The following is a 23510-nucleotide window of genomic DNA, read 5'->3' as shown; positions in this document are numbered from 1 at the left end:
TCTTTACAGCTACTTGGACTCGACCGCGTGGCCGCCGAACTGGTTGCGCAGCGCGGCGATCATCTTCATCTGCGGGGAGTCGTCCTGCCGGGATGCGAAGCGCGCGAACAGCGAGGCGGTGATCGCGGGCAGCGGCACGGCGTTGTCGATGGCGGCCTCCACGGTCCACCGGCCCTCGCCGGAGTCCTGCGCGAAGCCCTTCAGCTTGTCGAGGTGCTCGTCGTCGTCGAGCGCGTTGACCGCCAGGTCGAGCAGCCAGGAACGGATGACCGTGCCCTCCTGCCAGCTGCGGAAGACCTCGCGCACATCGGTGACCGAGTTGACCTTCTCCAGGAGCTCCCAGCCCTCGGCGTAGGCCTGCATCATGGCGTACTCGATGCCGTTGTGGACCATCTTCGAGAAGTGGCCGGCGCCGACCTTGCCCGCGTGCACCGCACCGAAGTCGCCCTCGGGCTTCAGCGCGTCGAAGATCGGCTGGACCTTCGCGATGTTCTCGGCGTCGCCGCCGTACATCAGCGCGTAGCCGTTCTCAAGGCCCCAGACGCCGCCGGATACGCCGCAGTCGACGAAGCCGATGCCCTTGATGCCCAGCTCGACGGCGTGCTTCTCGTCGTCCGTCCAGCGGGAGTTGCCGCCGTCCACGACGATGTCGCCGGGCGACAGGAGCTCGGCGAGCTCATCCACGGTGGACTGCGTCGCGGCGCCCGCCGGGACCATCACCCACACGACCCGCGGGCCCTTGAGACTGTCCACAAGCTCCTTGAGGCTGTGGACATCGGCGACGTCCGGGTTGCGGTCGTAACCGATGACGGTGTGGCCTGCGCGGCGGATGCGCTCGCGCATGTTGCCGCCCATCTTGCCGAGGCCGACGAGACCGAGCTCCATCACATGATCCTTTGACGTTGTGGCGTTTTCGTACCCGCGTCCGAGCCTACGCCGGGGCCTTGGTACACACCTGCGGGGTCAGCCGCTCAGACGTACGCCCCGGGCTCCCCGGGGCGTACGTCTTCAAGCCACTCAGCCGGAAAGACGCACCGGCATGATCAGGTACTTGTACGCGTCGTCCGCCTCGGCGTCCAGGGCGGGCTTGCCGCTGAGCAGCGCCGGCTTGGTCGAGGTGGTGAACGCGAGCTGGGCGACCGGCGAGTCGATGGCGCTCAGGCCGTCGAGCAGGAAGGTCGGGTTGAAGGCGATCGAGATGTCGTCGCCCTCCAGGTTGGCGTCGACCCTTTCCACAGCCTGTGCGTCGTCGCTGGAACCGGCCTCCAGGATGAGGACGCCCTGCTCGAAGCTGAGCCGCACCGGGGTGTTGCGCTCGGCCACCAGGGACACGCGCTTGACAGCCTCGACGAACGGGGCGGTCTCGATCACCGCGACCGAGTTGAACTCGGTGGGGAAAAGCGTCCGGTACTTCGGCAGGTCGCCCTCAAGAAGACGTGTGGTCGTGCGACGGCCGGCGCCCTCGAAACCGATCAGGCCCTCACCGGCACCGGAGCCCGACAGCGCCAGGGTGACCGTGTCGCCGCTCGTGAGCGCCTTGGCGGTGTCCAGGAGCGTCTTGGCGGGCACCAGGGCGACGGCGGAGGCCTCCGGGTTCTCCGGCTTCCACAGGAACTCGCGGACCGCGAAGCGGTAGCGGTCGGTGGAGGCCAGGGTGACGGTGTCGCCCTCGATCTCGATGCGTACACCGGTCAGGACGGGCAGCGTGTCGTCGCGGCCGGCCGCGATGGCGACCTGGGCGGCGGCGGAGGCGAAGACCTCACCGGGAACGGTGCCCGTGGCGGTCGGCATCTGCGGCAGCGCCGGGTACTCCTCCACAGGGAGGGTGTGGAGTGTGAATCGCGAGGAGCCGCAGACCACGGTCGCCCGTACACCGTCTGTGGAAATCTCCACCGGCCGGTTGGGCAGGGCGCGGCAGATGTCGGCGAGGAGGCGGCCGGAGACGAGCACCGTGCCGTCCTCGTCGACCTCGGCGTCGACCGAGACCCGCGCCGAGACCTCGTAGTCGAAGCTGGAGAAGCTGAGCGCGCCGTCCTCCGCCTTCAGAAGAAGGCCCGCGAGTACGGGCGCGGGCGGACGGGCCGGGAGGCTGCGGGCCACCCAGGCCACCGCCTCCGCGAGTACATCGCGCTCCACCCGGATCTTCACCGGAACCGCCTCCTGCTGTTGCTGGCTCGCCCTGCTGGCTTTCGTCGTCGGCTGTATCGCCGGGGACCAGTCTGACGTACGCCGCTGACAGTCGGTGCGAGTCGGGGTCAAGTCGCGTCGAGCGGCGCCAGGAGCTCCGGCGGCCAGTTGTGCACAGGCCCCACTTCGAAACGGATTCCTAGCTAACTCTGAGTGGGAGTAGTAGTAGGGCCTGTGGAAACCGTGGATAACCCCGTTTGCGCAGGTCAAGCCCACTTTTTTGTCCACCGCCCCTGTGGGTGGAGCCGGTGGACAACTCAGGGTTTCTGTGGACGCCCGAAAGTTCTGCACATCCAATGCACAGGACAGGGGTACTTCTCCCCAACGCTGTCCCCAGCTTTACCCAGGTTCCCCACAGGCCAACCCGTCCCCTTCGTGTGATGGCTTTCACTCGGTCCGGTGATCCCGGGTGTTTCGTTGCCGAACAGTGGACAGGGGTGTGGAGAAGCTGGGGACAACGGATCAAGACCTGTGGGCCGCCGGTGGACAACTGAACCCACAGGCTGTGGACAGAGGATTCGTCCACAAGCTGTGGAGCGAGCCTGCCCACAAATCCACAGGCTGTTGACCTGGGGTGATGGAGTATCAGCCGCCGTGCCTGTGGAAGCAATCTGGACAACTTCACAGTCCCCAGGGTGTGGACGGAGGAAAGTCCCCAGATCTGTGGAGAACCGCCTCTGACCAGCCGGTATTCGAACGCCGGGGGCTCCGCCGGACTCGTACACACGCTTCCTTCGGCGTCGTACGCACGTATCGAGGGGCCTCTTGGAGGGCTCTCGGGCGTCCGGACGGGGCTCGGATCGGGGGCCGGGAACGCCGAAGGGCGCCCGGAGAATGGATCCCTGGGCGCCCCTCGGAGTGTCCGTGCCGGCTGCGTCAGCCGTTCTTGATGCGGTTGGTGAGCTCGGTGACCTGGTTGTAGATGGAGCGGCGCTCGGCCATCAGCGCGCGGATCTTGCGGTCGGCGTGCATCACCGTCGTATGGTCGCGGCCGCCGAACTGGGCCCCGATCTTGGGCAGGGAGAGGTCGGTGAGCTCGCGGCACAGGTACATGGCGATCTGGCGGGCCGTCACCAGGACCCGGCTGCGCGAGGATCCGCAGAGGTCCTCCACCGTCAGACCGAAGTAGTCGGCGGTCGCCGCCATGATGGCGCTCGCGGTGATCTCGGGCGCCGAGTCCTCGCCGCCGGGGATCAGGTCCTTGAGCACGATCTCGGTGAGCCCGAGGTCCACCGGCTGCCGGTTCAGCGAGGCGAACGCCGTCACCCGGATCAGCGCGCCCTCCAGCTCGCGGATGTTCCGCGAGATCCGGGACGCGATGAACTCAAGCACCTCCGGCGGGGCGTTGAGCTGCTCCTGCACCGCCTTCTTACGGAGGATCGCGATACGCGTCTCCAGCTCGGGCGGCTGCACATCGGTGGTGAGGCCCCACTCGAAACGGTTCCGCAGCCGGTCCTCCAGGGTCATCAGCTGCTTGGGCGGCCGGTCCGAGGACAGCACGATCTGCTTGTTGGCGTTGTGGAGCGTGTTGAAGGTGTGGAAGAACTCCTCCTGCGTCGACTCCTTGCTCGCCAGGAACTGGATGTCGTCGACCAGCAGGATGTCGACATCGCGGTAGCGCTTGCGGAAGGTGTCGCCCTTGCCGTCGCGGATCGAGTTGATGAACTCGTTCGTGAACTCCTCGGAGCTCACGTAGCGCACCCGGGTGCCGGGGTACAGGCTGCGGGCGTAGTGCCCGATCGCGTGCAGCAGATGGGTCTTGCCGAGGCCCGACTCCCCATAGATGAAGAGGGGGTTGTACGCCTTCGCCGGCGCCTCGGCGACCGCGACGGCCGCGGCGTGCGCGAACCGGTTCGACGAGCCGATGACGAAGGTGTCGAAGAGGTACTTCGGGTTCAGCCGCGCGTGCGGCTCGCCCGGGCCGCCCTGCGCGGGCGCCCCGCCGGACGGGGACGGCGCGAGGTGGCCGGAGCCGCCGCGCTGCGGGGGCTGTGCGTCCGGCAGCTCGCGCCGCTCGGGCCGCTGCTGCTCGTACTGCTGTGCCTTGGGCTGCTCATAGGAGGGGCGGCCCTGTTCGTACTGGCCGCGGTCCTGGTCGTACTGACCGCGCTCGGGCCGCTGCTGTGAGCGGTAGTCGTGCTGGGGCTGCTGCGGGCGGGCGCCGCCGTAGGGCTCGCGCCACTGCTCGCCCGGGGAGTCGCGGTCCTGGAAGCCGCCGAGGCGGGGCTGCTGCCACAGGTCTTCCTGGGCGCGCGGCCAGGAGCCGGGCTCGGGGCGCTGCTGGTACTCGCCGGGGTAGGCGGGGCGCACGGTGGGCAGGCCGTCGTCGGCGGGCCGGGCGTAGGGGTCGTCCTGGTAGCGCGGCTGCTGCTGTTGCTGGGAGGGCTGCTGCGGGGCGGGCGGCGTGGGCTCGCCCACCGAGTCGTCGACGGTGATCGCGATCCGGATGGTGCGGCCGCACTCCCGGCTCAGGGTCTCGCTGATCAGCGGGGCGAGCCGGCCCTCCAGGACGCGCTTGCCCCACTCGTTGGGTACGGCGAGCAGCGCGGTGTCGGCGACCAGTGCGAGCGGCTGGCAGCGCTCGATCCACTGCTTGTCCTTGGACTCGATGCCCTGCTGCCCCTCCCCGAGGAGATGCTCCAGCACTCGTGGCCACACTGCGGCAAGATCGGCAGGTACGTCAGCCACAGGGCACGCTCTCTCGCAGGTCCCACGAATGTGTGGTTCTCGGGACGGGATGGGTTGGCACAGACAGACAGGCAAGGACAGATGGGGAAAAGATTCGGAGTTCAGCCACGGTAGTCGGGCCCACTGACGTGGTTCAAGTTGTTGTCCACAGCCTGTGCATACCGAGGCCCGGTCAGCCGCCGGTTTGACCGGATGGCGTAGCCGCGCGTACCGTAACCAGGTCGAGTTGTCGATGGCTGCTGCCGCCTGCCTCCGATGGGCAAAGATCACGATCTGTGATCGTGAAGCGGTGCACACGGGCGTATACGCGAGCTACTCGTGGGCGCACGGTGACAGCCAGGCGATGTCCCGCCGCCAACGAATCATTTCTGGAGCCCCCGAGTGAGCAAGCGCACCTTCCAGCCGAACAACCGTCGCCGCGCCAAGACCCACGGCTTCCGCCTGCGGATGCGTACCCGCGCCGGCCGCGCGATTCTCGCGAACCGCCGTGGCAAGGGTCGCGCCAGCCTGTCCGCGTAAATCAGCTAACAGGTCATGACGTGCTGCCTACCGAGAATCGGCTGAGGCGGCGCGAGGACTTCGCGACCGCGGTACGCCGAGGACGCCGGGCCGGCCGCCCGCTCCTCGTCGTCCATCTACGCAGCGGTACAACGGACCCGCATGCGCCTGGGGAGAGCGCTCCCCCGACGCGTGCGGGTTTCGTTGTCAGCAAGGCCGTCGGCGTGGCTGTCGTCCGCAATCTGGTGAAGCGCAGGCTTCGCCATCTCATGCGCGAACGGCTGCCCCAGTTGCCCGCCGGTAGCCTGGTGGTCGTACGGGCATTGCCCGGTGCGGGTGATGCAGACCATGCACAGCTGGCCCGAGACCTGGACGCCGCCCTCGCGCGGCTGCTGGGAGGGGGCGCGCGATGAAGTACCCGCTGCTGGCCCTGATCAAGCTGTACCAGTGGACGATCAGCCCACTTCTGGGGCCCGTCTGCAGGTACTACCCGTCGTGTTCCCACTATGGATATACGGCGATCGACCGGCACGGTGCCGTCAAAGGCACAGCCCTGACCGCCTGGCGCATTCTGCGGTGCAATCCGTGGTCGCCGGGCGGTGTGGACTACGTACCGGAGCGCAAGCGGCCTCGATGGCACGAGGCGCTGCGCGCTGCCTGGCGCGGCGACAAGGGCGGGCAGTCCGCCGCTGAGACCGAGACAAGCCCGGCCGCAGAGACCCCGCCCAATGCTCAAGGAGCCTGATTAGTGGACACGATTGCCAGTCTGTTCAGCTTCATCACCTGGCCTGTTTCCTGGGTCATCGTCCAGTTCCACAAGTTGTACGGCGCGATCTTCGGGCCGGACACGGGCTGGGCCTGGGGCCTGTCGATCGTGTCCCTTGTGGTGCTGATCCGTATCTGCCTGATCCCGCTCTTCGTGAAGCAGATCAAGTCGACCCGGAACATGCAGGCGCTCCAGCCGAAGATGAAGGCGATCCAGGAGCGTTACAAGAGCGACAAGCAGCGTCAGTCCGAAGAGATGATGAAGCTGTACAAGGAGACGGGCACCAACCCGCTCTCCTCGTGCCTTCCGATCCTCGCTCAGTCGCCGTTCTTCTTCGCGCTCTACCACGTGCTCGCCGGCATCGCCAACGGCAAGACCATCGGCGTCATCAATCAGCCGCTGCTCGAGAGCGCCCAGAAGGCCCACATCGTCGGTGCTCCGCTGGCCGCGAAGTTCATGGACAGTGCCTCGAAGGTCGAGGGCCTCGGCGCGACGCTGACCGACGTCCGGGTCGTCACCGCGATCATGATCGTGCTGATGTCGGCCTCGCAGTTCTTCACCCAGCGCCAGCTGATGACGAAGAACGTGGACCTCACGGTCAAGACGCCGTTCATGCAGCAGCAGAAGATGCTGATGTACGTCTTCCCCGTCATGTTCGCCGTGATGGGCATCAACTTCCCCGTCGGTGTCCTCGTCTACTGGCTGACCACCAACGTGTGGACCATGGGCCAGCAGATGTACGTCATCAACCAGAACCCGACGCCGGGTTCCAAGGCTCAGGCGCACTACCTGGACCGCCTGGTCAAGAGCGTCTCCCTGCACGGCGAGGTCCGCGGCAAGCGGCGGCGTGCCGTCGTCCAGGCGATCGTGGCCAAGGGCCCGGACCGCAACGACAACGAGCGCAAGTTCGTCACCGGGCTCGCCAAGCAGGGCTTCGCCGCCCAGGCCGACGGCTCCGTGGTGAAGAGCGACACGGCGGCCGCCGAGGCCGACGGCACGGCGGCACCCAAGCGCCAGCAGCCCAAGCGGCAGACCAAGGCGCAGCGGCAGGCGGGCGCGGCTCAGCAGGACGAAGCGGCCGCGAAGACCTCGCTGTCGAAGGACTCCGCCGATGCCGGTGACTCCGTGGACGAGGCGTCCGGGGAGAAGGCCGAACCGCAGGACGCGAAGCCCAAGCAGGACGCGAAGCCCAAGCAGGATGCCAAGCCGAAGCAGGGCAAGCCCACCGCCGGCCAGGCACGAGCCAAGTCGGGTCAGCGCAAGGGTCAGCAGCGGCCCAAGCACCCGACCAAGAAGTAAGAAGGAGTCCATCCGTGACGGAAGGCACCACCTCCCCGGCCGCTGAGGGCGTCGACACCCTCTCCCGCCTGGAGCAGGAAGGGGAGATCGCCGCCGATTACCTCGAGGGCCTGCTCGACATCGCCGACCTCGACGGCGACATCGACATGGACGTCGAGGCGGACCGGGCCGCGGTCTCGATCATCAGTGACAGCAGCAGCCGTGACCTGCAGAAGCTGGTCGGCCGGGACGGCGAGGTGCTGGAGGCGCTCCAGGAGCTCACGCGCCTCGCGGTGCACCGTGAGACCGGTGACCGCAGCCGGCTGATGCTGGACATCGGCGGCTACCGGGCCAAGAAGCGCACGGAGCTCGCCGAGCTGGGTGCCAAGGCGGCGGACGAGGTGAAGAGCACCGGTGCGCCGGTGAAGCTGGACCCGATGACGCCGTTCGAGCGCAAGGTCGTGCACGACGCCGTCGCGGCCGCGGGGCTGCGCAGCGAGTCGGAGGGCGAGGAGCCGCAGCGCTTCGTCGTCGTGCTGCCCGCCTGAGCGGTCATTGCTTTGTCGGCCCCGTCTGTTCGCAGGCGGGGCCGATCTTTGTCAGCCTGATAGTCAGCCGCCGGAGTGCGGTCACGCATAGGTAGGGAAGGACGGTCCCCGTGACGGAGGCAGAGGCAGCAGCGGAGCTTCCCCCGGCGCCCGAAGAGGCGCGGACGGTTTTCGGTGAGTTCTTCCCGGAGGCCGTGCGGTACGCGGAGCTGCTCGCGGATGCGGGGGTCAAGCGAGGTCTCATCGGGCCGCGTGAGGTGCCGCGTCTGTGGGAGCGGCATCTGCTCAACTGCGCGGTGCTCTCCGAGGTCGTCCCGGAGGGCGTCACGGTGTGCGACGTCGGCTCGGGTGCGGGACTGCCCGGTATCCCGCTGGCGCTGGTGCGCCCGGACCTGAAGATCACGCTGCTTGAGCCGCTGCTGCGGCGCACCAACTTCCTCCAGGAAGCCGTGGAGCTCCTGGGCCTCGATCACGTCACCGTGGTGCGTGGCCGTGCCGAGGAGATGCTGGGCAAGGTCGCGCCGGTCCACGTGGTGACGGCCCGCGCGGTGGCACCGCTCGACCGGCTGGCCGGCTGGGGTGTTCCGCTGCTGCGTCCGTACGGCGAGATGCTCGCGCTCAAGGGCGACACGGCCGAGGAGGAGCTCCTGGGCGCGCGTGCCGCGCTGAGCAAGCTCGGTGTGGTGGAGACCACGGTGCTTCACGTGGGCGAGGGCATTGTGGACCCGCTGTCCACGGTCGTACGGGTCGAGGTCGGCGAGAGCCCCGGCGGTGTGCGGTTCGCCGCGAAGCGTGCCAAGGCCGCCAGGACCAGCCGCACCCGGCGCCGCCGCTGAGCTTTCGCCCCAGGCCGGGGCGTTCAGGGGACAAATGCTCCATAGAAGGCGGCATACGTACGCATTTCGGAGTGTCGTAACGGTCTCCAGGTAGCGCGGATGCATCGTGTTTCACGTGAAACGTCGCTCACTGCTGCACGGAATCATCAGCCGCGGCCGTGCGGCTTCCTCGCCGCGCGACCGCAAACCGTTCGCGGGGGGCCCTGAGTCCCCCGCGGGGGCTATGGAGTTGTCCACAGAGGTGGATTCATCCACAGAAGACCGGGCCTCGCTGGTTCACGACCCCGAAGACATGGGAGGCTCTGTTCATTGCGAGCCTGAAGTCGAGGAGAGTGAATCCTTGCGGTCCGACGCCAACATCGCGGGACCGATGACCGATCCGGTCCCCGGTCCCCGAACCGAATCGGCGGGGGAGGATGTTTCACGTGAAACAACGCCCCCGATGGACGACACCCCCATCGGTCGCGCTGCCCAGCTGGCGGTGGAAGCTCTCGGCCGCGCCGGCGAGGGTCTGCCCCGGCCGGAGCAGACCCGAATCATGGTCGTTGCCAACCAGAAGGGCGGCGTAGGGAAGACCACCACCACGGTCAACCTCGCCGCTTCCCTCGCGCTGCACGGCGCGCGGGTCCTGGTCGTCGACCTCGATCCGCAGGGCAACGCCTCGACGGCGCTGGGTATCGACCACCACGCCGAAGTCCCTTCGATCTATGACGTCCTGGTCGAGAGCAGGCCGCTCGCCGAAGTGGTGCAGCCTGTCCCGGACGTCGAGGGTCTCTTCTGCGCACCGGCCACGATCGATCTCGCCGGTGCGGAGATCGAGCTCGTGTCCCTGGTGGCCCGGGAGAGCCGACTGCAGCGCGCCATCCAGGCGTACGAGCAGCCGCTGGACTACATCCTGATCGACTGCCCGCCGTCGCTGGGCCTGCTGACGGTCAACGCGCTGGTCGCGGGGGCCGAGGTCCTGATTCCGATCCAGTGCGAGTACTACGCGCTGGAGGGCCTGGGCCAGCTCCTGAGGAACGTCGATCTCGTACGCGGCCACCTCAACCCGGCGCTGCATGTCTCGACGATCCTGCTCACCATGTACGACGGCAGGACCAGGCTCGCCTCGCAGGTGGCCGACGAGGTGCGCAGCCACTTCGGCAAGGAGGTGCTGCGGACCAGCATTCCGCGCTCGGTCCGCATCTCCGAGGCGCCGAGCTACGGGCAGACGGTGCTCACCTACGACCCGGGCTCCAGCGGCTCGCTGTCGTATCTCGAAGCTGCCCGCGAGATCGCCCTGCGCGGTGTCGGCGTGCACTACGACCCCACGCACGCGCATGTGGTCGGCCAGAACAACCAGCACAGTATGTCGGAGGGGACCCAGTGAGTGAGCGACGCAGAGGATTGGGGCGTGGGCTCGGTGCGCTGATCCCATCCGCCACGCAGGAAAAGCCGGGGACCTCGGTGGGGACGGCTTCCACGTCCCCGTCGTCGGTGCCGGTGCTGACGGCGGAGCGGGGGGTGGCGGCCGCGAAGGTGACGACGTTGCCGGCGGCTCCTGTTCCACGTGAAACACCGCCGACGCCCGAGCCGGAGGCCGTGCCGGAGCCGGTGACCCCGGCCGGTGCGTTCTTCGCCGAGCTGCCGATCGACTCGATCACGCCGAACCCACGTCAGCCGCGTGAGGTGTTCGACGAGGACGCGCTGTCCGAACTGGTCACCTCCATCAAGGAGGTGGGCCTTCTCCAGCCCGTCGTCGTCCGGCAGACCGGCCCCGAGCGCTACGAGCTCATCATGGGCGAGCGGCGCTGGAGGTCCTGCCGGGAGGCCGGCCTTGAGCGGATCCCCGCGATCGTCCGGGAGACGGACGACGAGAAGCTTCTGCTCGACGCCCTCCTGGAGAACCTCCACCGGGCTCAGCTGAACCCGCTGGAAGAGGCAGCCGCCTACGACCAGCTGCTCAGGGACTTCAAGTGCACCCACGACCAGCTGGCCGACCGCATCGGCCGCTCGCGGCCGCAGGTCTCCAACACGCTGCGTCTGCTGCGTCTTTCGGCCCCCGTGCAGCGCAGGGTTGCCGCCGGTGTCATCTCGGCGGGCCACGCCAGGGCGCTGCTTTCGGTGGAGGACACCGGGGAGCAGGACCGACTGGCTCACCGCATCGTGGCGGAGGGGCTCTCGGTGCGAGCGGTCGAGGAGATCGTCAGCCTGATGTCCTCGGAGCCCCAGGCCGCTCCCAAGGCCAAGGGACCGAGGGCGGGGACTCGTCTGTCGCCCGCGCTCTCCGACCTGGCGACCCGGCTCTCGGACCGGTTCGAGACGAGGGTGAAGGTCGACCTCGGCCAGAAGAAGGGAAAGATCGTCGTCGAGTTCGCCTCGATGGACGATCTGGAGAGGATTCTCGGCACCCTCGCACCGGGCGAGGGACGGGTTCTGGAGAAGAGCCTCGCCGAGGACGCCTCGGAGGACGACGACAGCTGAGTCCGTTCAACGCCGCTTGAGGGCGGGCCGTGTTCCGGTACTTACCGGAACACGGCCCGCCCTTTGCATGCGGACGCTATCCCCGCTGTGAGGTGGTGGATACGATGCGTTCTGGTATGGCACATCCACCTTGATCCATCCTCTAGGGAGGGCGGGGGCCATGCGAACGGTGAGCCGCACTCGACTGGTGACGGCGGGGCTCGGTCTCGGGGCGGTCGGCGGGTTCGTCGGCAGCCTGCTCCGGGAGTGGAGCGCGCTGTCGGCCGCGCAGGGTGCGGCAGGCGAGGGAAGTGAGGAACAGCCTCCATGGGGCGTCGGCTCGTACCGCTCACGCTGGACAACCTTCCGGACCTCCCCAAGCGCTGCCGCGGCTGCGTCTTCTGGGAACTCGATCCGGTCAGCGGAGAAGCCGCGGTAAAGGCGGGCAGACCCGAACTGGAGAAAGAGGCCTGGATCTCGGGAGTGCTCCTGGAATGGGGCTCCTGCGGCCGGGTCATCTACGTCGACGACATCCCGGTCGGCTATGTGCTCTACGCGCCCCCGGCCTACGTGCCCCGCTCCACCGCCTTTCCCACCAGCCCGGTGTCCCCCGACGCCGTACAGCTGATGACGGGGTGGATCATGCCGGGCTATCAGGGGCAGGGGCTGGGGAGAGTGCTGGTGCAGACGGTCGCCAAGGACCTGCTGCGCCGGGGTTTCAAGGCCATCGAGGCGTTCGGCGACGCCCGTTGGCGAGAGCCCGCGTGTGTGCTGCCCGCCGATCATCTGCTGGCGGTCGGTTTCAAGACCGTACGGCCCCACCCGAGATATCCGCGGATGCGGCTTGAACTGCGAACGACGCTGTCCTGGAAGGAGGACGTCGAGCTGGCCCTGGACCGGCTGCTCGGCGCGGTCCAGAAGGAGCCGGCCCTCAGGCCGCTGTAGAAGGCGCTTCCACGTGAAACGGGCCCGCCCCCATCAGGGAGCGGGCCCGTTTCACGTGAAACAGCGAGCGCGTCGAGACTTACTTCTCGGCGATGAAGACGTCGAGGTCACGCAGCAGCGCGGCCTTCGGCTTGGCGCCGACGATCGTCTTGGCGACCTCGCCGCCCTGGTAGACGTTCAGCGTCGGGATCGACATCACGCCGTACTTGGCGGCGGTCGCCGGGTTCTCGTCGATGTTGAGCTTGACGATCTCGATCTGGTCGCCGTGCTCGGCGGCGATGGCCTCCAGCGACGGGGCGATCTGGCGGCACGGGCCGCACCACTCGGCCCAGAAGTCCACGAGGACGGGCTTGTCGCTCTTGAGGACGACCTCGTCGAAGTCGGCGTCGGTCACGTGCTTCAGGGTGCCGGCCACGGCAGTCTCCTAGGGGGTGTTGGGGGGAGGGGGGAAGCTGGAACGGGCGGATCAGACGCCGGCTGCGGCCTTCTCGCTGTCGGCCAGGGCGGCGAGGAAGCGCTCGGCGTCGAGGGCGGCGGAGCAGCCGGTGCCGGCGGCCGTGATGGCCTGCCGGTAGGTGTGGTCGACGACATCGCCGGCGCCGAAGACACCCGTCAGGTTGGTGCGGGTCGACGGGGCATCGACCTTCAGGTAGCCCTCGTCGTCCAGGTTGAGCTGGCCCTTGAAGAGCTCGGTGCGCGGGTCGTGGCCCACGGCGATGAAGAGGCCCGTCACCGGCAGCTCGGAGGTGGCGCCGGTCTTGGTGTTGCGCAGCGTCAGGCCAGAGAGCTTCTGGTCGCCGTGGATCTCGGCGACCTCGCTGTCCCACGCAAACTTGATCTTCTCGTCGGCGAAGGCGCGCTCCTGCATGGCCTTGGAGGCGCGCAGGCTGTCGCGGCGGTGGATGATCGTGACCGACTTGGCGAAGCGCGAGAGGAAGGTCGCCTCCTCCATTGCGGTGTCCCCGCCGCCGACCACGGCGATGTCCTGGTCCTTGAAGAAGAAGCCGTCGCACGTGGCGCACCACGAGACCCCGCGGCCGGACAGCTTGTCCTCGTTGGCCAGGCCCAGCTTGCGGTGCTGCGAGCCGGTGGTGACGATGACAGCCTTGGCGCGGTGGACCGTGCCCGCGGTGTCCGTGACGGTCTTGATGTCCCCGGTCAGGTCGACGGCGATGACATCGTCCGGGACCAGCTCGGCGCCGAAGCGCTCGGCCTGGCCGCGCATGTTGTCCATGAGCTCCGGGCCCATGATGCCGTCCTGGAAGCCCGGGAAGTTCTCCACCTCGGTGGTGTTCATCAGCGCACCGCCGGCGGTGACGGCGCCCTCGAACACCAGCGGCTTCAGCGACGCACGTGCGGTGTACAGCGCGGCTGTGTATCCGGCCGGGCCCGAGCCAATGATGATCACGTTACGGACGTCGCTCACGGGTTTCTTCCTCGTCTCTGCGGACTGCCTACTGCCTGTCGGGGCCCCGGTCCAGGACTCTCACCCCACCCAACGGATCCTACGGGGGATGCATTCCCGAGCCGGACGGGCGACGCGGCGACTCGGCCTTCGCCAGGCCTCAGCGGCGCGGGTAGGAGTGGGTCAGCAGCAGTTTCCCCTGGGCCGAGGGCCCGGCGCTCTCGCAGGCAGCGTCAACGATGTACGCCTCCACGTTGGCAGGATTCGCCTGGTCGGGCAGCACCACGAGATACACCTTGGCCCCCTCGTACGTGCCCTGCTCGGCCGCCAGAGGCGTCTGAGCAGGCCGTCCGGTCCCTGCCTGGACGCAGGACGGGACGGTGACGGCGGAGCGCACGCTGTCGGAGGAGTTCTCGTCGCTGGGCGCGTTCTTCGTTGACGGAGCGATCTTCGCCGAGGGAGCGCTCTGGGCGGTCTGGCCGTGCTGGGCCGCAAGGAGCGACTGGACCCGCCCTTCGAGCGTGCCCGAGGAGTACACGGTGCCGCCGGGCACGGGCGTGCCGGACGTGGTGTGGTCGGCGCGAGAGGACGGCGTGGGCGACTGGCTGTTCTGCACGAAGAAGATCCCCGCTCCAATGGCAGCGGCCCCGAGGACCGCGCTGAGCACGGCCGCACGGCGGCGTCGTGCCTTGGCGGCGCGACCGGGACCGGTGGCCGCGCGGCTGTGCCCGGCGGGCCGGTCGGCCGACGGGAGGCCGGAACCGGTGGAGACCGGGGTAGTGGCGGGTGCCGGTCCCGTCGCAGCGGAGGCTGTTTCACGTGAAACATGCGTGGTTTCACGCGCGGGGTCGTCGGGAGCGGTGGCATTCAGCAGTGCTTCCGCGGCGAGCGCCGCGTCGATGCGTCCGGCTACGTCCGCGGGCATGCGCTGCGGCCCGGGCAGCGTGCCGAGCAGATCACGGATTTCTTCGAGAGATGCCCGTACATCGGCGCAGAGAGTGCAGTCCTCCAGATGCCGACGGACTGCCGCCGTGCGGGACGGCGGCAGAAGGCCCTCGGTGAGTTCGGAGATCTCCGAGACGTCCGGGTGTTGTGTCGTTCCGGTCGTGGATGTCACGCGCGCCCACCTCCGCCCTTCACGGCAGCCGAATCGCTCGGTCCTGCATCGTTTGTGCCCGACGCCGCTGGGACGGATGTCCCCGGCGTCCGGTTCCTTCCCCCACTGGACTCACCGCTACCCCCCGCGTCCGCGCGCAGATGAGTGAGCAGCGGCAACAGCCGTGCCCGCCCACGGGCGCAGCGGCTTTTCACCGTGCCGGTGGGGACATCGAGCACTTCGGCTGCCTCCGCCACGGGATAGCCCTGCATGTCGACCAACACGAGTGCAGCGCGCTGGTCCGGCGGGAGGGTGCCGAGGGCCTCGATGAGCTGCCGGTGCAGATCCTGCCGTTCGGCGGGAGCGTCGGCCGACTCGTGTGGCTCAAGGAGCTGGTCCAGGCGCTCGGTGTCGTCGACCGGGGACGTCTTGCGGGAGGCCGCCTTACGGGCCCGGTCGAGGCAGGCGTTCACGGTGATGCGGTGCAGCCACGTGGTGACGGCCGACTGGCCGCGGAAGGTGTGAGCAGCCCGGTAGGCGGAGACGAGGGCGTCCTGGACGGCGTCAGCGGCCTCCTCGCGGTCGCCCAGCGTGCGCAGCGCCACCGCCCAGAGCCGGTCGCGGTGTCGCCGCACGATCTCACCGAAGGCGTCGGGGTCTCCCTCGACATGGCGCGCCAGGAGATCCTGGTCGCTTATGTCGCCCAGTGTGGCCTCGTCCAACGGTGAGCCTCCCCCTGCCGTTTCGGTCAGCCGGCGAACTTCACGTCAGTGATGGCCTGCTTGTAGCCCTCGCCGCTGTAGTTGTCCTGGGCCGAGTACGGCATGGCCGTCATCCAGAGCAGTACGTACCGCGACTTGACCGGAGTGTTCGCCTTCAGATTGGCCTTGGTGTCACTGGTCTTGATGGTGGCGATCTGTTGCATCGACTTGACCGGTGACGACGGGGAAAGCGAGTCCGTCGCGTACAGCGTGATGGTGGTGTGATCGCCGCCGTAGCGCAACAGTATCGACGCGGTCGAGATGTCCTTGGCCGAGCCGAGGTCGTAGACGATCCCGACGCCGGTCTTCACCGACGGCACCAGGTCGGGGCCGTCGTTGAATTTCTTGGTGCGCCAGTAGCTCGCCGTGCTGCCGTCGTACGTGTTCTTGACGTCGGCCGCGTTCTGCGGCGACCCGTCCGGCGCATACTCCTGAGCGTCCTGGATCTTGATCGGGACGGGAGCCTTCGGCTTGTCTCCGTCCCCGTTTCCGTCCGTCGTCTGGGTGTTCCCCGTCTCGGTGGAGCCGCCCTTGTCGCGGTTGAGCAAGGCGTCGGCGAGCTGCCAGCTGCCGAGGCCCAGCGCGGCGATGAGGAGCGCCGAGACGGCCCACTTGAGCGCCTTGCCGGTGCGTCCCTGGAGGGCCGGGGGCGGAGGCGTCACGGGCTGGGTGACGGAGGGGCCGGGGCCTGCGGCCGGGCGGCCGTACGTCCCCTGCTGGTAGGTGGTGCGCTGGTACTCGGGCGGGGCGGTGAACGCGGGCTCCGGAGGGCGGATGCGTGGCATCTCCCCGACGGCCTTGACCAGTTCGTCCGGGGTGGTGCAGGGCGGCTCCTGGCGGGACGCGGTGGCCCCGTCGTTGACCAGGGCCCGCATGGCGAGCTCCGAGAGGCCTCGGTGGACGCCCGCCCGTACCTGGTCGGGGGCGATCAGGCCGACGCCCTTGGGCAGCCCGTGCAGACCATAGGCATCGCTCTCGTACGGCCACCGCTGGGTGAGGACGGCGTACAGGAGGGCGCCGATGGCCTCGGTGTCGCTTCGCTGCGGGGTGTCGGAGCTGATGCCGCGCAGCGCGGCGGCGACCGCCAGGCCGCGGATGCGGTACTGCCCGGTGGAAGTCCGCAGGACCGCGCTCGGGGTGAGCCTGAGGTGGGCGAGGCCCTCGCGGTGGGCGGCCGCCATGGCCTGGGAGACCTGCGTGACCATCTGGTAGGCGTCGTGCGCCTCCAGCGGACCGAGCGCCAGCAGGGCGGTGAGCTCGGTGGCGTCGGGCAGCCACTCGTGGACGACGTAGACGAGGTCGTTCTCCTCGACGGCGTCCAGGACCTGCACGAAGCGGGGGTCGCCGAGCAGCGCTGACGAGCGGGCTGCGGCCAGTACGGAGCGCGCCCGCGGGTGGTCGGCGGGCAGCAGATGGACGCCGACGGCCCGGCGGAGCTTCTCGTCGACCGCACGCCAGCTGCTGAAACCGTCCAGACGGGTGACGCACTCCTCGAGACGGTAGCGTCTGGCCAGCTTGTGGCCGCTGTGCAGTTCCGGCGTCGCGATGGACGGCTCAGTGGCCTTGCGCTCGCCGCCGGTGCCGTTCGTGCTCTGCTCAGCCGTGTCTGCCGTGTCGATGGACTCCGTCACCCCGTCGGTCGTCGCCTTGTCCGCCTTGGCGGTCAGCGGGTTGTCGCCGCTGTTGTCGGCCACGTCGACGGCAGCCGTGCTACGTTCCGCCACCGTCGCTCCTGCCTCCCCATCCGTTGCGTGCTGTAGGCCAGCCATGCAAAGTCATGCCAATTGTGCCCACAGTCCGGCACTATGCACGACACGCGGTGGCCGACGATGGTTGTGCGCGGGCTCCGGCCTCAGCGGCCGAGCCGCCCGCGCACCATTCCGACCATGGCGTTGAGCTCTTCGATGCGCATCCGCTTGGCCGCGACGAAGAAGACTCCGAGCAGCACGGCACCGCCGGCGACCAGCGCCACGACCGATCCTCCCGCGCCCTCGCCCAGGAACTTCAGCAGCCCGAAGCCGACCGCGCCACCGACCACCGCGGCCGGCACCGCGGCGAGACAGAGGCGGGCGTACGTACGCAGCACGTGCGCGCCGTCCAGATCGCCGCCCAGCCGGTTGCGCAGCCGTCGCCAGGCCACCCCGACGCCCACGGCGTAGGCCAGGCCGTATGCGGCGGCCATGCCCACGACCGCCCATCGGGCGGGCAGCACTACGTAGCAGGCGGCCGAGGCGGCCGCGTTGACGGCGGCCACGATGACCGTGTTGTAGAAGGGCGTGCGGGTGTCCTCGTACGCGTAGAAGCCGCGCAGGACGACGTACTGCACGGAGTACGGGATCAGGCCGAGCGCGAACGCCATCAGGATGAAGCCCATGGACTGGGCGGCTTGGACGCCGCTGGACGCGTACAGCAGGGTGCACATGGGCACGCCGAGCGCGAGGAAGGCGAAGGCGACCGGCACGATCGCGACCGCCGAGTTCCGCAGGCCCTGCGAGATGTCGTCGCGGACCGCGCCGGGGTCGTTGTCGTGCGCGGCACGCGAGATGCGCGGCAGCAGGGCTGCCATGACCGAGACGGTGATGATGGCCTGCGGCATGCCCCAGATCAGCTGGGCGTTGGAGTAGGCGAGGAAGCCGGCGCCGGAACGCCCCGATTCCTTGCCCGCGGCCGTGGCGAAGCGGGTGACGACGATGACTCCGGCCTGGTTGGCCAGTACGAACATCACGGTCCACTTGGCGAGCTTGACCGTCTTGCCGAGCCCGTGGCCCTTCCAGTCGAAGCGCGGCCGGAAGCGGAAGCCGGTCTCGCGGAGGTACGGAAGCATCGCCAGGGCCTGCACGACCAGGCCGAGCAGGGTGCCGATGCCGAGCAGCCGGACACCGTCGTGCGGGATGGTCTGGACGCCCATGTGGGACTCGGCGGAGGTGCCGTAGACCCAGATGAACAGGCCGAACGTGCAGATCATCACGACGTTGTTGAGGACCGGGGTCCACATCATCGCGCCGAACTTGCCGCGGGCGTTGAGGATCTGGCCCATCACCACGTGCACACCCATGAAGAAGATCGTGGGCAGGCAGTAGCGGGCGAACGTGACGGCGACGCTGTTCGCGGCCGCGTCGTTGCCGATGGTCGGCGACATCAGCTGGATCAGCAACGGCGCCCCGATGACGGCGAGCGCGACGATGGCGCCGAGCGCGACCATGACGAGGGTGAGGAGACGGTTGGCGTAGGCCTCGCCGCCGTCCTCGTCGTCCTTCATGGAGCGCACCAGCTGGGGCACGAACACCGAGTTCAGGCCGCCGCCGACGGTGAGGATGTAGATCATCGTCGGCAGGGTGAGCGCGATGGTGAACGTGTCACCGAGCAGCGCGGCACCCAGCGCCGCGGTGATCACCAGGCTGCGTACGAAGCCGGTGAGGCGGGACACCAGCGTGCCCGCCGCCATCACGGCGCTGGACTTCATCAGGCTGGAGGCGCGGCCGGCCGGCTTCCGGGGCGGCGCGGGGGCCGGTTCCGGTGCCGCGGGCGCCGAGGGCTGGCCCGTCTGCTGCTGGTCCCGGTAGAGGTGGGCGAACGCGTCCTGCTCGGGAAGTTCCTCACCCGCCTGGGTGACCAGGTCGTCGACGCCCACGAACTGCGTGGTCCTCGCGTCGTCCCCGTAGGGCAGGTGGCGCGAGGGGCCCTCGGGCTCTGGCGGCGGGGTCTGCGCCCAGATCCGCGGGTCGGGCGCGTACTGCTGGGCGGCGGGCTGCTGGTAGAGCGGCGGCTGCTCGGCGTAGGTGCCCGGGGGCGGCGGCGGGTGCGCGGCGCGGTCGTAGAGCGCCTCGGTCACCGGGTCCTGGGCGGAGAGGTCCTGCGACCGGTAGGGGTCGTAGGCGTAGGCGTCCTGGACGTATGGGTCAGGCGCGGACTGCGGCGGCGGGACCTGGCCCGGCTGGGCGGGTGCCGGAGGCATGCCCCCGGAGGGCGCGGCACCGCTGCCAGCGCCCTGCCCACGGTCACCGTCGTACGGCGCGTTCATGGTTACCCCACCTCATCGTCCCCGGCCGACCGGCCACGACATAGCTCAATGGTCCACTTTCTCACCCGGGCCGGGTGCGGCCCCGCTTTCCGGACCGGTGTCCGGTGTCGGGTCACTCGGCTGCCCGGGATCGGCGTCCGCCGAACCGTTCGACTGACCGGGGTCGTCGTTGTCCTCGGACTCCTCGCGAGCCATGGAGCGCTTGCGGTGGGTGTACATCCTGATGCCGGCGAGCACCAGGAGCAGGACACCGCCGGCGATGACCAGCATCACCGTCGGAGTGATCTCGGAGACCTGGACGGTGAACTCCATCGGCTCACCGTACGGCGTGCCGTCCTCGGTGTAGAGCCGAGCGGTCACCGGAACGGGACCGTTGGCGTTGGCGATGGCGGTGAACTTCACCGACTGGCTGCGGTCGCCGTCCACCTTGACCGGCTGTTCGCCGATCGCGTTGCCGTCATCGCCCAGCTGCAGGCGGGTGGGGCTCTTCGGCTGGAGTCTCAGCACCAGGTGGTCGACGCCCTGCACCAGCTTGTTCTGCACGGTGACGGCGATGGTGGCGCTGCGCCCCGACATGGTGGCGGTCGACTTCTGGATGAGGTGGACCTGGTCGGCCAGACCGTCCAGGTAGAGCTGAACGCCGGCCCGGTAGTTCTGGCCGCCGCCCGAGTCGCCGCGCCAGGACGTCGACATCTCGCGGTTGATCGCGTTGCCGAAGGGCGTGACCACCCGGTCGGGCGCGGTCAGGATGACCTTGAACCGGTCCAGGGTGCCCTGGGTGTTCTTCATGTCCTGGAAGGCGTCGAGCGGCAGTTCCTGCTGGCGCAGCGCGTCCGGGTACGCGCCCGCGCCGGGCACCTTGGTGGCGGCGAGCGGGTCGGGCTTGGCCGTGGCCGCCGCGGACAGGTCGAGGGGCTGGGTCCAGCGCTGCGGATCCAGCGCGTGCAGGGCGGCGGCCATCGTCTGCGCCTGGCTGACGGTCGGCATCCGCTGCGGGGCGACGACGATGCTGCGCTGCTTCTCGGTGTCCTGGAGCGTGATCGAGAGGGTCTGCGCGAGGAACTTCTGCACGGCCCGGGTCGAGGTGTCGGCCATGGACATATCGCCCTGGAAGGCGGTGGAGAGCCGGGCGTCGGCGACGATCGCGTTGGCGCCGCCGCCGATCGGCCTGGTCGCCGTGGGCGCGTACGCGAGGGCGCTGTCCCGCAGGCTGTCGCTGCGTGCGATCACGTTGTGCGCGCCGGCCGAGGTGGCCACGTCGACGATCGACGGGTCGACGGCGCCGTCCACGGGCCAGGAGTAGTCGACCGACGGGGTCACGTGCAGGATCGTGTCGATGGTCTTCTGCGCGACCTCGGTGGCGCTCTGCAGATGGCCCAGCGAGCCGGGGACGTCCCGGCCGTGGTGGGCGAGCGAGGCCAGGTCGGGGTCGGCGAACGGCAGCGCGACGACCTTCTCGCCCTGGACCGCGGCCTCCAGCGAACTCAGCCACGCCTTGGCCACGTCCTGGCTGGTGCCGGTGACCAGGTTGTCGCCGGCCTTGATCTTGTAGTTGCGGGTCATCGCGTCGACGGTGGCCAGCAGATCGGGGTCGATCACCCAGGTCACGGGCAATTGCTTGCCGAGCGAGACCATCTGCTCCAGCCTGCCGCCGGGGCCGATGTCCCTGGCCAGGGAGTCGTCGGCGAACACCGGCGTCTGCTGGGCGTCCGAGCCGGTCTGGGCGGTGAGGTGGGAGGAGGAGATCAACGGCCACAGGAAGGTGAGCTGGCTCTTCTTGCCCTCGACGGCATCCGGCTGCCACGGCAGGAACGTGCGCTGGATGCCGAGCACCTGGTCGTACTGCTGGGTCGGGGTCTGGCCGGACAGCGAGATGCCGAGCGGATACACCCCGTCCTCGCCCAGGCCCAGCTTGGAGACCGGCACGGCGAGGGTGAAGTCCTGGCTGACGCCCGCCTCCAGTCTGGGGAACTTGGCCGTGGGGCCGTCGGCGACCTCCGCGGCGTCGGTGCCCGGCGCGTAGGCGGTGCGGGCGGCCGTCTCGTCGATCCCACTGCGTCCGGGCAGCTTCGACCCCACCCGGAGGCCCACATGGGCGCTGGTGACGGCCTGCTTGCCCTTGTTGGTCACCGTGCCGGAGATCGTCAGCGTGTCGCTCTTGACGGGGGCCTTGGGAGCCACCGAGTCGAGGGACACCTGGACGCTCTGGCCACCCACCGCGTCCTCGGCCGCGTGCGCCGCAGGGGCGGCCGTGGCGGACAGAAGGCCCGCGAACAAAGGGGCGCCGACGAGCAGCGCCGCTGTGCGGCGCAGCCACCGGCGGGCAGGAGAGGGAGTCATCCCCTGGGAATCTGCCGCCTCGGCCACGCGCTCGCCCGTCCCTCGCTGTCGTCGCTGTCGGTTGCTGCGTCCACGCATGGTAACGAGGCGGACTGTGGCGAAGTGCCGCGGACTGCTCCACATGATCGGAAGATTGCCGTACCGACGAGGGCGCGTGCGTACCGGGGCCGGTCATAAACGGTGACGCCCCGGTCGGCCGGGCCACGTACCCTTTTCTGTTGTGCCGAACGCCAACGAAGACAATCCCAGTGCACTGAGCCAGGTGCAGCGCCGCGCGGTGACCGAATTGCTGCGGGTGTCCCCAGTCGCGGACGACCTCGCCATCCGATTCGAGGAGGCGGGGTTCTCGCTTGCCCTCGTGGGCGGCTCGGTCCGGGACGCTCTGCTCGGGCGGCTCGGCAACGACCTGGACTTCACGACCGATGCGCGTCCCGAGGACGTACTGAAGATCGTGCGGCCGTGGGCGGACGCGGTCTGGGAGGTCGGGATCGCCTTCGGCACCGTCGGCTGTCAGAAGGACGGCTACCAGATCGAGGTCACGACGTACCGCTCCGAGGCGTACGACCGGACCTCGCGCAAGCCCGAGGTGTCCTACGGCGACTCCATCGAGGAAGACCTCGTCCGCCGGGACTTCACCGTCAACGCGATGGCGGTGGCACTGCCTCAGAAGGAGTTCGTCGACCCGCACGGCGGTCTCGAAGACCTGGCCGCGCGGGTGCTGCGCACGCCCGGGACTCCTGAGGAGTCCTTCTCCGACGACCCGCTGCGGATGATGCGCGCCGCGCGCTTCGCCGCCCAGTTGGACTTCGAGGTGGCCCCCGAGGTCGTCACGGCCATGACGGAAATGTCGGGTCGTATCGAGATCGTGTCCGCGGAACGCGTGCGGGACGAGCTGAACAAGCTGCTGATCTCCGCCCACCCGAAGAAGGGGCTGCGGCTCCTCGTCGACACCGGGCTCGCCGATCACGTACTGCCGGAACTGCCGGCCCTGCGGCTGGAGAGTGACGAACACCACCGGCACAAGGACGTCTACGAGCACTCGCTGACGGTTCTGGACCAGGCGATCGACCTGGAGCAGGACGGGCCGGACCTGGTGCTGCGGCTCGCGGCGCTGCTGCACGACATCGGCAAGCCGAGGACGCGGCGCTTCGAGTCCGACGGGCGGGTCTCCTTCCACCACCACGAGGTGGTCGGCGCGAAGATGACCAAGAAGCGGATGGCTGCGCTGAAGTACTCGAACGACATGGTCAAGGACGTATCGAAGCTCGTGGAACTGCATTTGCGCTTCCACGGCTACGGCACCGGGGAATGGACCGACTCCGCGGTGCGCCGCTACGTCCGCGACGCCGGCCCGCTCCTTGAGCGGCTGCACAAGCTGACCCGCTCGGACTGCACCACGCGCAACAAACGCAAGGCGAGCGCCCTGTCACGGGCCTACGACGGCCTGGAAGAGCGGATCGAGGAGCTTCAGCAGCGGGAGGAGCTGGACTCGATCCGGCCCGACCTGGACGGCAACCAGATCATGGAGATCCTGGGCATCGGCCCGGGCCCGGCGATCGGTCAGGCGTACAAGCATCTGCTGGAACTGCGCCTGGAGAACGGGCCGATGGAGCACGATGCGGCGGTCGCGACGCTGAAGGAATGGTGGGCGGCGCAGGGCTGAGGGCGTGTTTCACGTGAAACATGACCGGGTGACGGC

20 protein-coding genes are annotated in these 23510 nt (G+C 69.0%); 10 read left to right on the top strand and 10 right to left on the bottom strand.

Features of this window, described 5'->3' with window-relative positions; all coding sequences use genetic code 11:
* Positions 1 to 9: 9 nt before the first annotated feature.
* From gnd to dnaA, 3 genes are all read right to left on the bottom strand, one after another.
* On the bottom strand, positions 10 to 885 hold the full coding sequence (gene gnd, locus OHA17_RS20065) for a phosphogluconate dehydrogenase (NAD(+)-dependent, decarboxylating) (RefSeq protein ID WP_053724724.1): 876 nt from the start codon (positions 883 to 885) through the stop codon (positions 10 to 12).
* 132 nt (positions 886 to 1017) lie between these two features.
* Positions 1018 to 2148 (bottom strand): DNA polymerase III subunit beta, encoded by a 1131-nt coding sequence (gene dnaN, locus OHA17_RS20060; RefSeq protein WP_053724723.1) that lies wholly within the window; start codon positions 2146 to 2148, stop codon positions 1018 to 1020.
* 915 nt (positions 2149 to 3063) lie between these two features.
* Complete coding sequence (gene dnaA, locus OHA17_RS20055) at positions 3064 to 4875, bottom strand: chromosomal replication initiator protein DnaA (RefSeq protein WP_406507730.1); 1812 nt, start codon at positions 4873 to 4875, stop codon at positions 3064 to 3066.
* Between the two features lie 381 nt (positions 4876 to 5256).
* Here dnaA and rpmH point away from each other — a divergent pair, with 381 nt between their 5' ends.
* The 9 genes from rpmH to OHA17_RS20010 all read left to right on the top strand — a co-directional run bounded on the left by rpmH (position 5257) and on the right by OHA17_RS20010 (position 12188).
* Positions 5257 to 5394, top strand: coding sequence for a 50S ribosomal protein L34 (rpmH, locus tag OHA17_RS20050; RefSeq protein WP_006381191.1), 138 nt, complete (start codon positions 5257 to 5259; stop codon positions 5392 to 5394).
* A gap of 20 nt (positions 5395 to 5414) precedes the next feature.
* On the top strand, positions 5415 to 5786 hold the full coding sequence (rnpA, locus tag OHA17_RS20045; protein WP_078966183.1) for a ribonuclease P protein component: 372 nt from the start codon (positions 5415 to 5417) through the stop codon (positions 5784 to 5786).
* Positions 5783 to 6118, top strand: coding sequence for a membrane protein insertion efficiency factor YidD (yidD, locus tag OHA17_RS20040; protein WP_078966182.1), 336 nt, complete (start codon positions 5783 to 5785; stop codon positions 6116 to 6118). The genes rnpA and yidD overlap by 4 nt, the downstream gene beginning before the upstream one ends.
* Positions 6119 to 6121: 3 nt before the next feature.
* Complete coding sequence (gene yidC, locus OHA17_RS20035) at positions 6122 to 7438, top strand: membrane protein insertase YidC (protein WP_406507729.1); 1317 nt, start codon at positions 6122 to 6124, stop codon at positions 7436 to 7438.
* Positions 7439 to 7452: 14 nt separating this feature from the next.
* The gene (locus OHA17_RS20030) at positions 7453 to 7965 is read left to right on the top strand and encodes a R3H domain-containing nucleic acid-binding protein (protein WP_053724720.1); all 513 of its coding nucleotides are present in this window, start codon (positions 7453 to 7455) and stop codon (positions 7963 to 7965) included.
* A 110-nt stretch (positions 7966 to 8075) separates the two neighbouring features.
* Positions 8076 to 8801 carry a 16S rRNA (guanine(527)-N(7))-methyltransferase RsmG gene (gene rsmG, locus OHA17_RS20025; protein ID WP_406507728.1) on the top strand — a complete coding sequence of 242 codons (726 nt, stop codon included), beginning with the start codon at positions 8076 to 8078 and terminating at the stop codon, positions 8799 to 8801.
* 292 nt (positions 8802 to 9093) lie between these two features.
* Positions 9094 to 10170 carry a ParA family protein gene (locus tag OHA17_RS20020; protein ID WP_406507727.1) on the top strand — a complete coding sequence of 359 codons (1077 nt, stop codon included), beginning with the start codon at positions 9094 to 9096 and terminating at the stop codon, positions 10168 to 10170.
* Positions 10167 to 11264 carry a ParB/RepB/Spo0J family partition protein gene (locus tag OHA17_RS20015; RefSeq protein ID WP_406507726.1) on the top strand — a complete coding sequence of 366 codons (1098 nt, stop codon included), beginning with the start codon at positions 10167 to 10169 and terminating at the stop codon, positions 11262 to 11264. Before OHA17_RS20020 ends, OHA17_RS20015 begins: the two co-directional genes overlap by 4 nt.
* Before the next feature lie 306 nt (positions 11265 to 11570).
* On the top strand, positions 11571 to 12188 hold the full coding sequence (locus OHA17_RS20010; RefSeq protein ID WP_406507725.1) for a GNAT family N-acetyltransferase: 618 nt from the start codon (positions 11571 to 11573) through the stop codon (positions 12186 to 12188).
* Between the two features lie 79 nt (positions 12189 to 12267).
* Here OHA17_RS20010 and trxA read toward each other — a convergent pair whose 3' ends face one another.
* From trxA to OHA17_RS19975, 7 genes are all read right to left on the bottom strand, one after another.
* Positions 12268 to 12603 (bottom strand): thioredoxin, encoded by a 336-nt coding sequence (trxA, locus tag OHA17_RS20005; protein WP_406507724.1) that lies wholly within the window; start codon positions 12601 to 12603, stop codon positions 12268 to 12270.
* A gap of 51 nt (positions 12604 to 12654) precedes the next feature.
* Positions 12655 to 13614, bottom strand: a complete 960-nt coding sequence (gene trxB / locus OHA17_RS20000; protein WP_053724715.1) for a thioredoxin-disulfide reductase — start codon at positions 13612 to 13614, stop codon at positions 12655 to 12657.
* A 139-nt stretch (positions 13615 to 13753) separates the two neighbouring features.
* Complete coding sequence (locus OHA17_RS19995; RefSeq protein ID WP_406507723.1) at positions 13754 to 14710, bottom strand: anti-sigma factor family protein; 957 nt, start codon at positions 14708 to 14710, stop codon at positions 13754 to 13756.
* Positions 14707 to 15411, bottom strand: a complete 705-nt coding sequence (gene sigM / locus OHA17_RS19990) for an RNA polymerase sigma factor SigM (protein WP_406507722.1) — start codon at positions 15409 to 15411, stop codon at positions 14707 to 14709. The genes OHA17_RS19995 and sigM overlap by 4 nt, the downstream gene beginning before the upstream one ends.
* A gap of 26 nt (positions 15412 to 15437) precedes the next feature.
* Complete coding sequence (locus tag OHA17_RS19985) at positions 15438 to 17174, bottom strand: protein kinase family protein (RefSeq protein ID WP_406507721.1); 1737 nt, start codon at positions 17172 to 17174, stop codon at positions 15438 to 15440.
* Between the two features lie 128 nt (positions 17175 to 17302).
* A complete protein-coding gene (gene murJ / locus OHA17_RS19980; RefSeq protein WP_406507720.1) occupies positions 17303 to 19471 on the bottom strand; it encodes a murein biosynthesis integral membrane protein MurJ in 2169 nt (722 codons plus the stop codon).
* Positions 19472 to 19516: 45 nt separating this feature from the next.
* Positions 19517 to 21838, bottom strand: a complete 2322-nt coding sequence (locus tag OHA17_RS19975; protein WP_406507719.1) for a DUF6049 family protein — start codon at positions 21836 to 21838, stop codon at positions 19517 to 19519.
* A 193-nt stretch (positions 21839 to 22031) separates the two neighbouring features.
* Between OHA17_RS19975 and OHA17_RS19970 the strand changes: the two genes are divergently transcribed.
* A complete protein-coding gene (locus OHA17_RS19970) occupies positions 22032 to 23474 on the top strand; it encodes a CCA tRNA nucleotidyltransferase (protein WP_406507718.1) in 1443 nt (480 codons plus the stop codon).
* Positions 23475 to 23510: the final 36 nt, after the last annotated feature.

This window comes from Streptomyces sp. NBC_00212, assembly GCF_045206365.1.
In the GTDB taxonomy this organism is placed as follows: Bacteria; Actinomycetota; Actinomycetes; order Streptomycetales; family Streptomycetaceae; genus Streptomyces.
This window is presented reverse-complemented; position numbering and strand designations above follow the sequence as displayed.

Coding starts and splice junctions, on each gene's coding strand:
- gnd (WP_053724724.1), bottom strand. CDS start 885: ATGGAGCTCGGTCTCGTCGGCCTCGGCAAGATGGGCGGCAACATGCGC.
- yidD (WP_078966182.1), top strand. CDS start 5,783: ATGAAGTACCCGCTGCTGGCCCTGATCAAGCTGTACCAGTGGACGATC.
- OHA17_RS20020 (WP_406507727.1), top strand. CDS start 9,094: ATGGGAGGCTCTGTTCATTGCGAGCCTGAAGTCGAGGAGAGTGAATCC.
- OHA17_RS20010 (WP_406507725.1), top strand. CDS start 11,571: ATGGGGCGTCGGCTCGTACCGCTCACGCTGGACAACCTTCCGGACCTC.
- murJ (WP_406507720.1), bottom strand. CDS start 19,471: ATGAACGCGCCGTACGACGGTGACCGTGGGCAGGGCGCTGGCAGCGGT.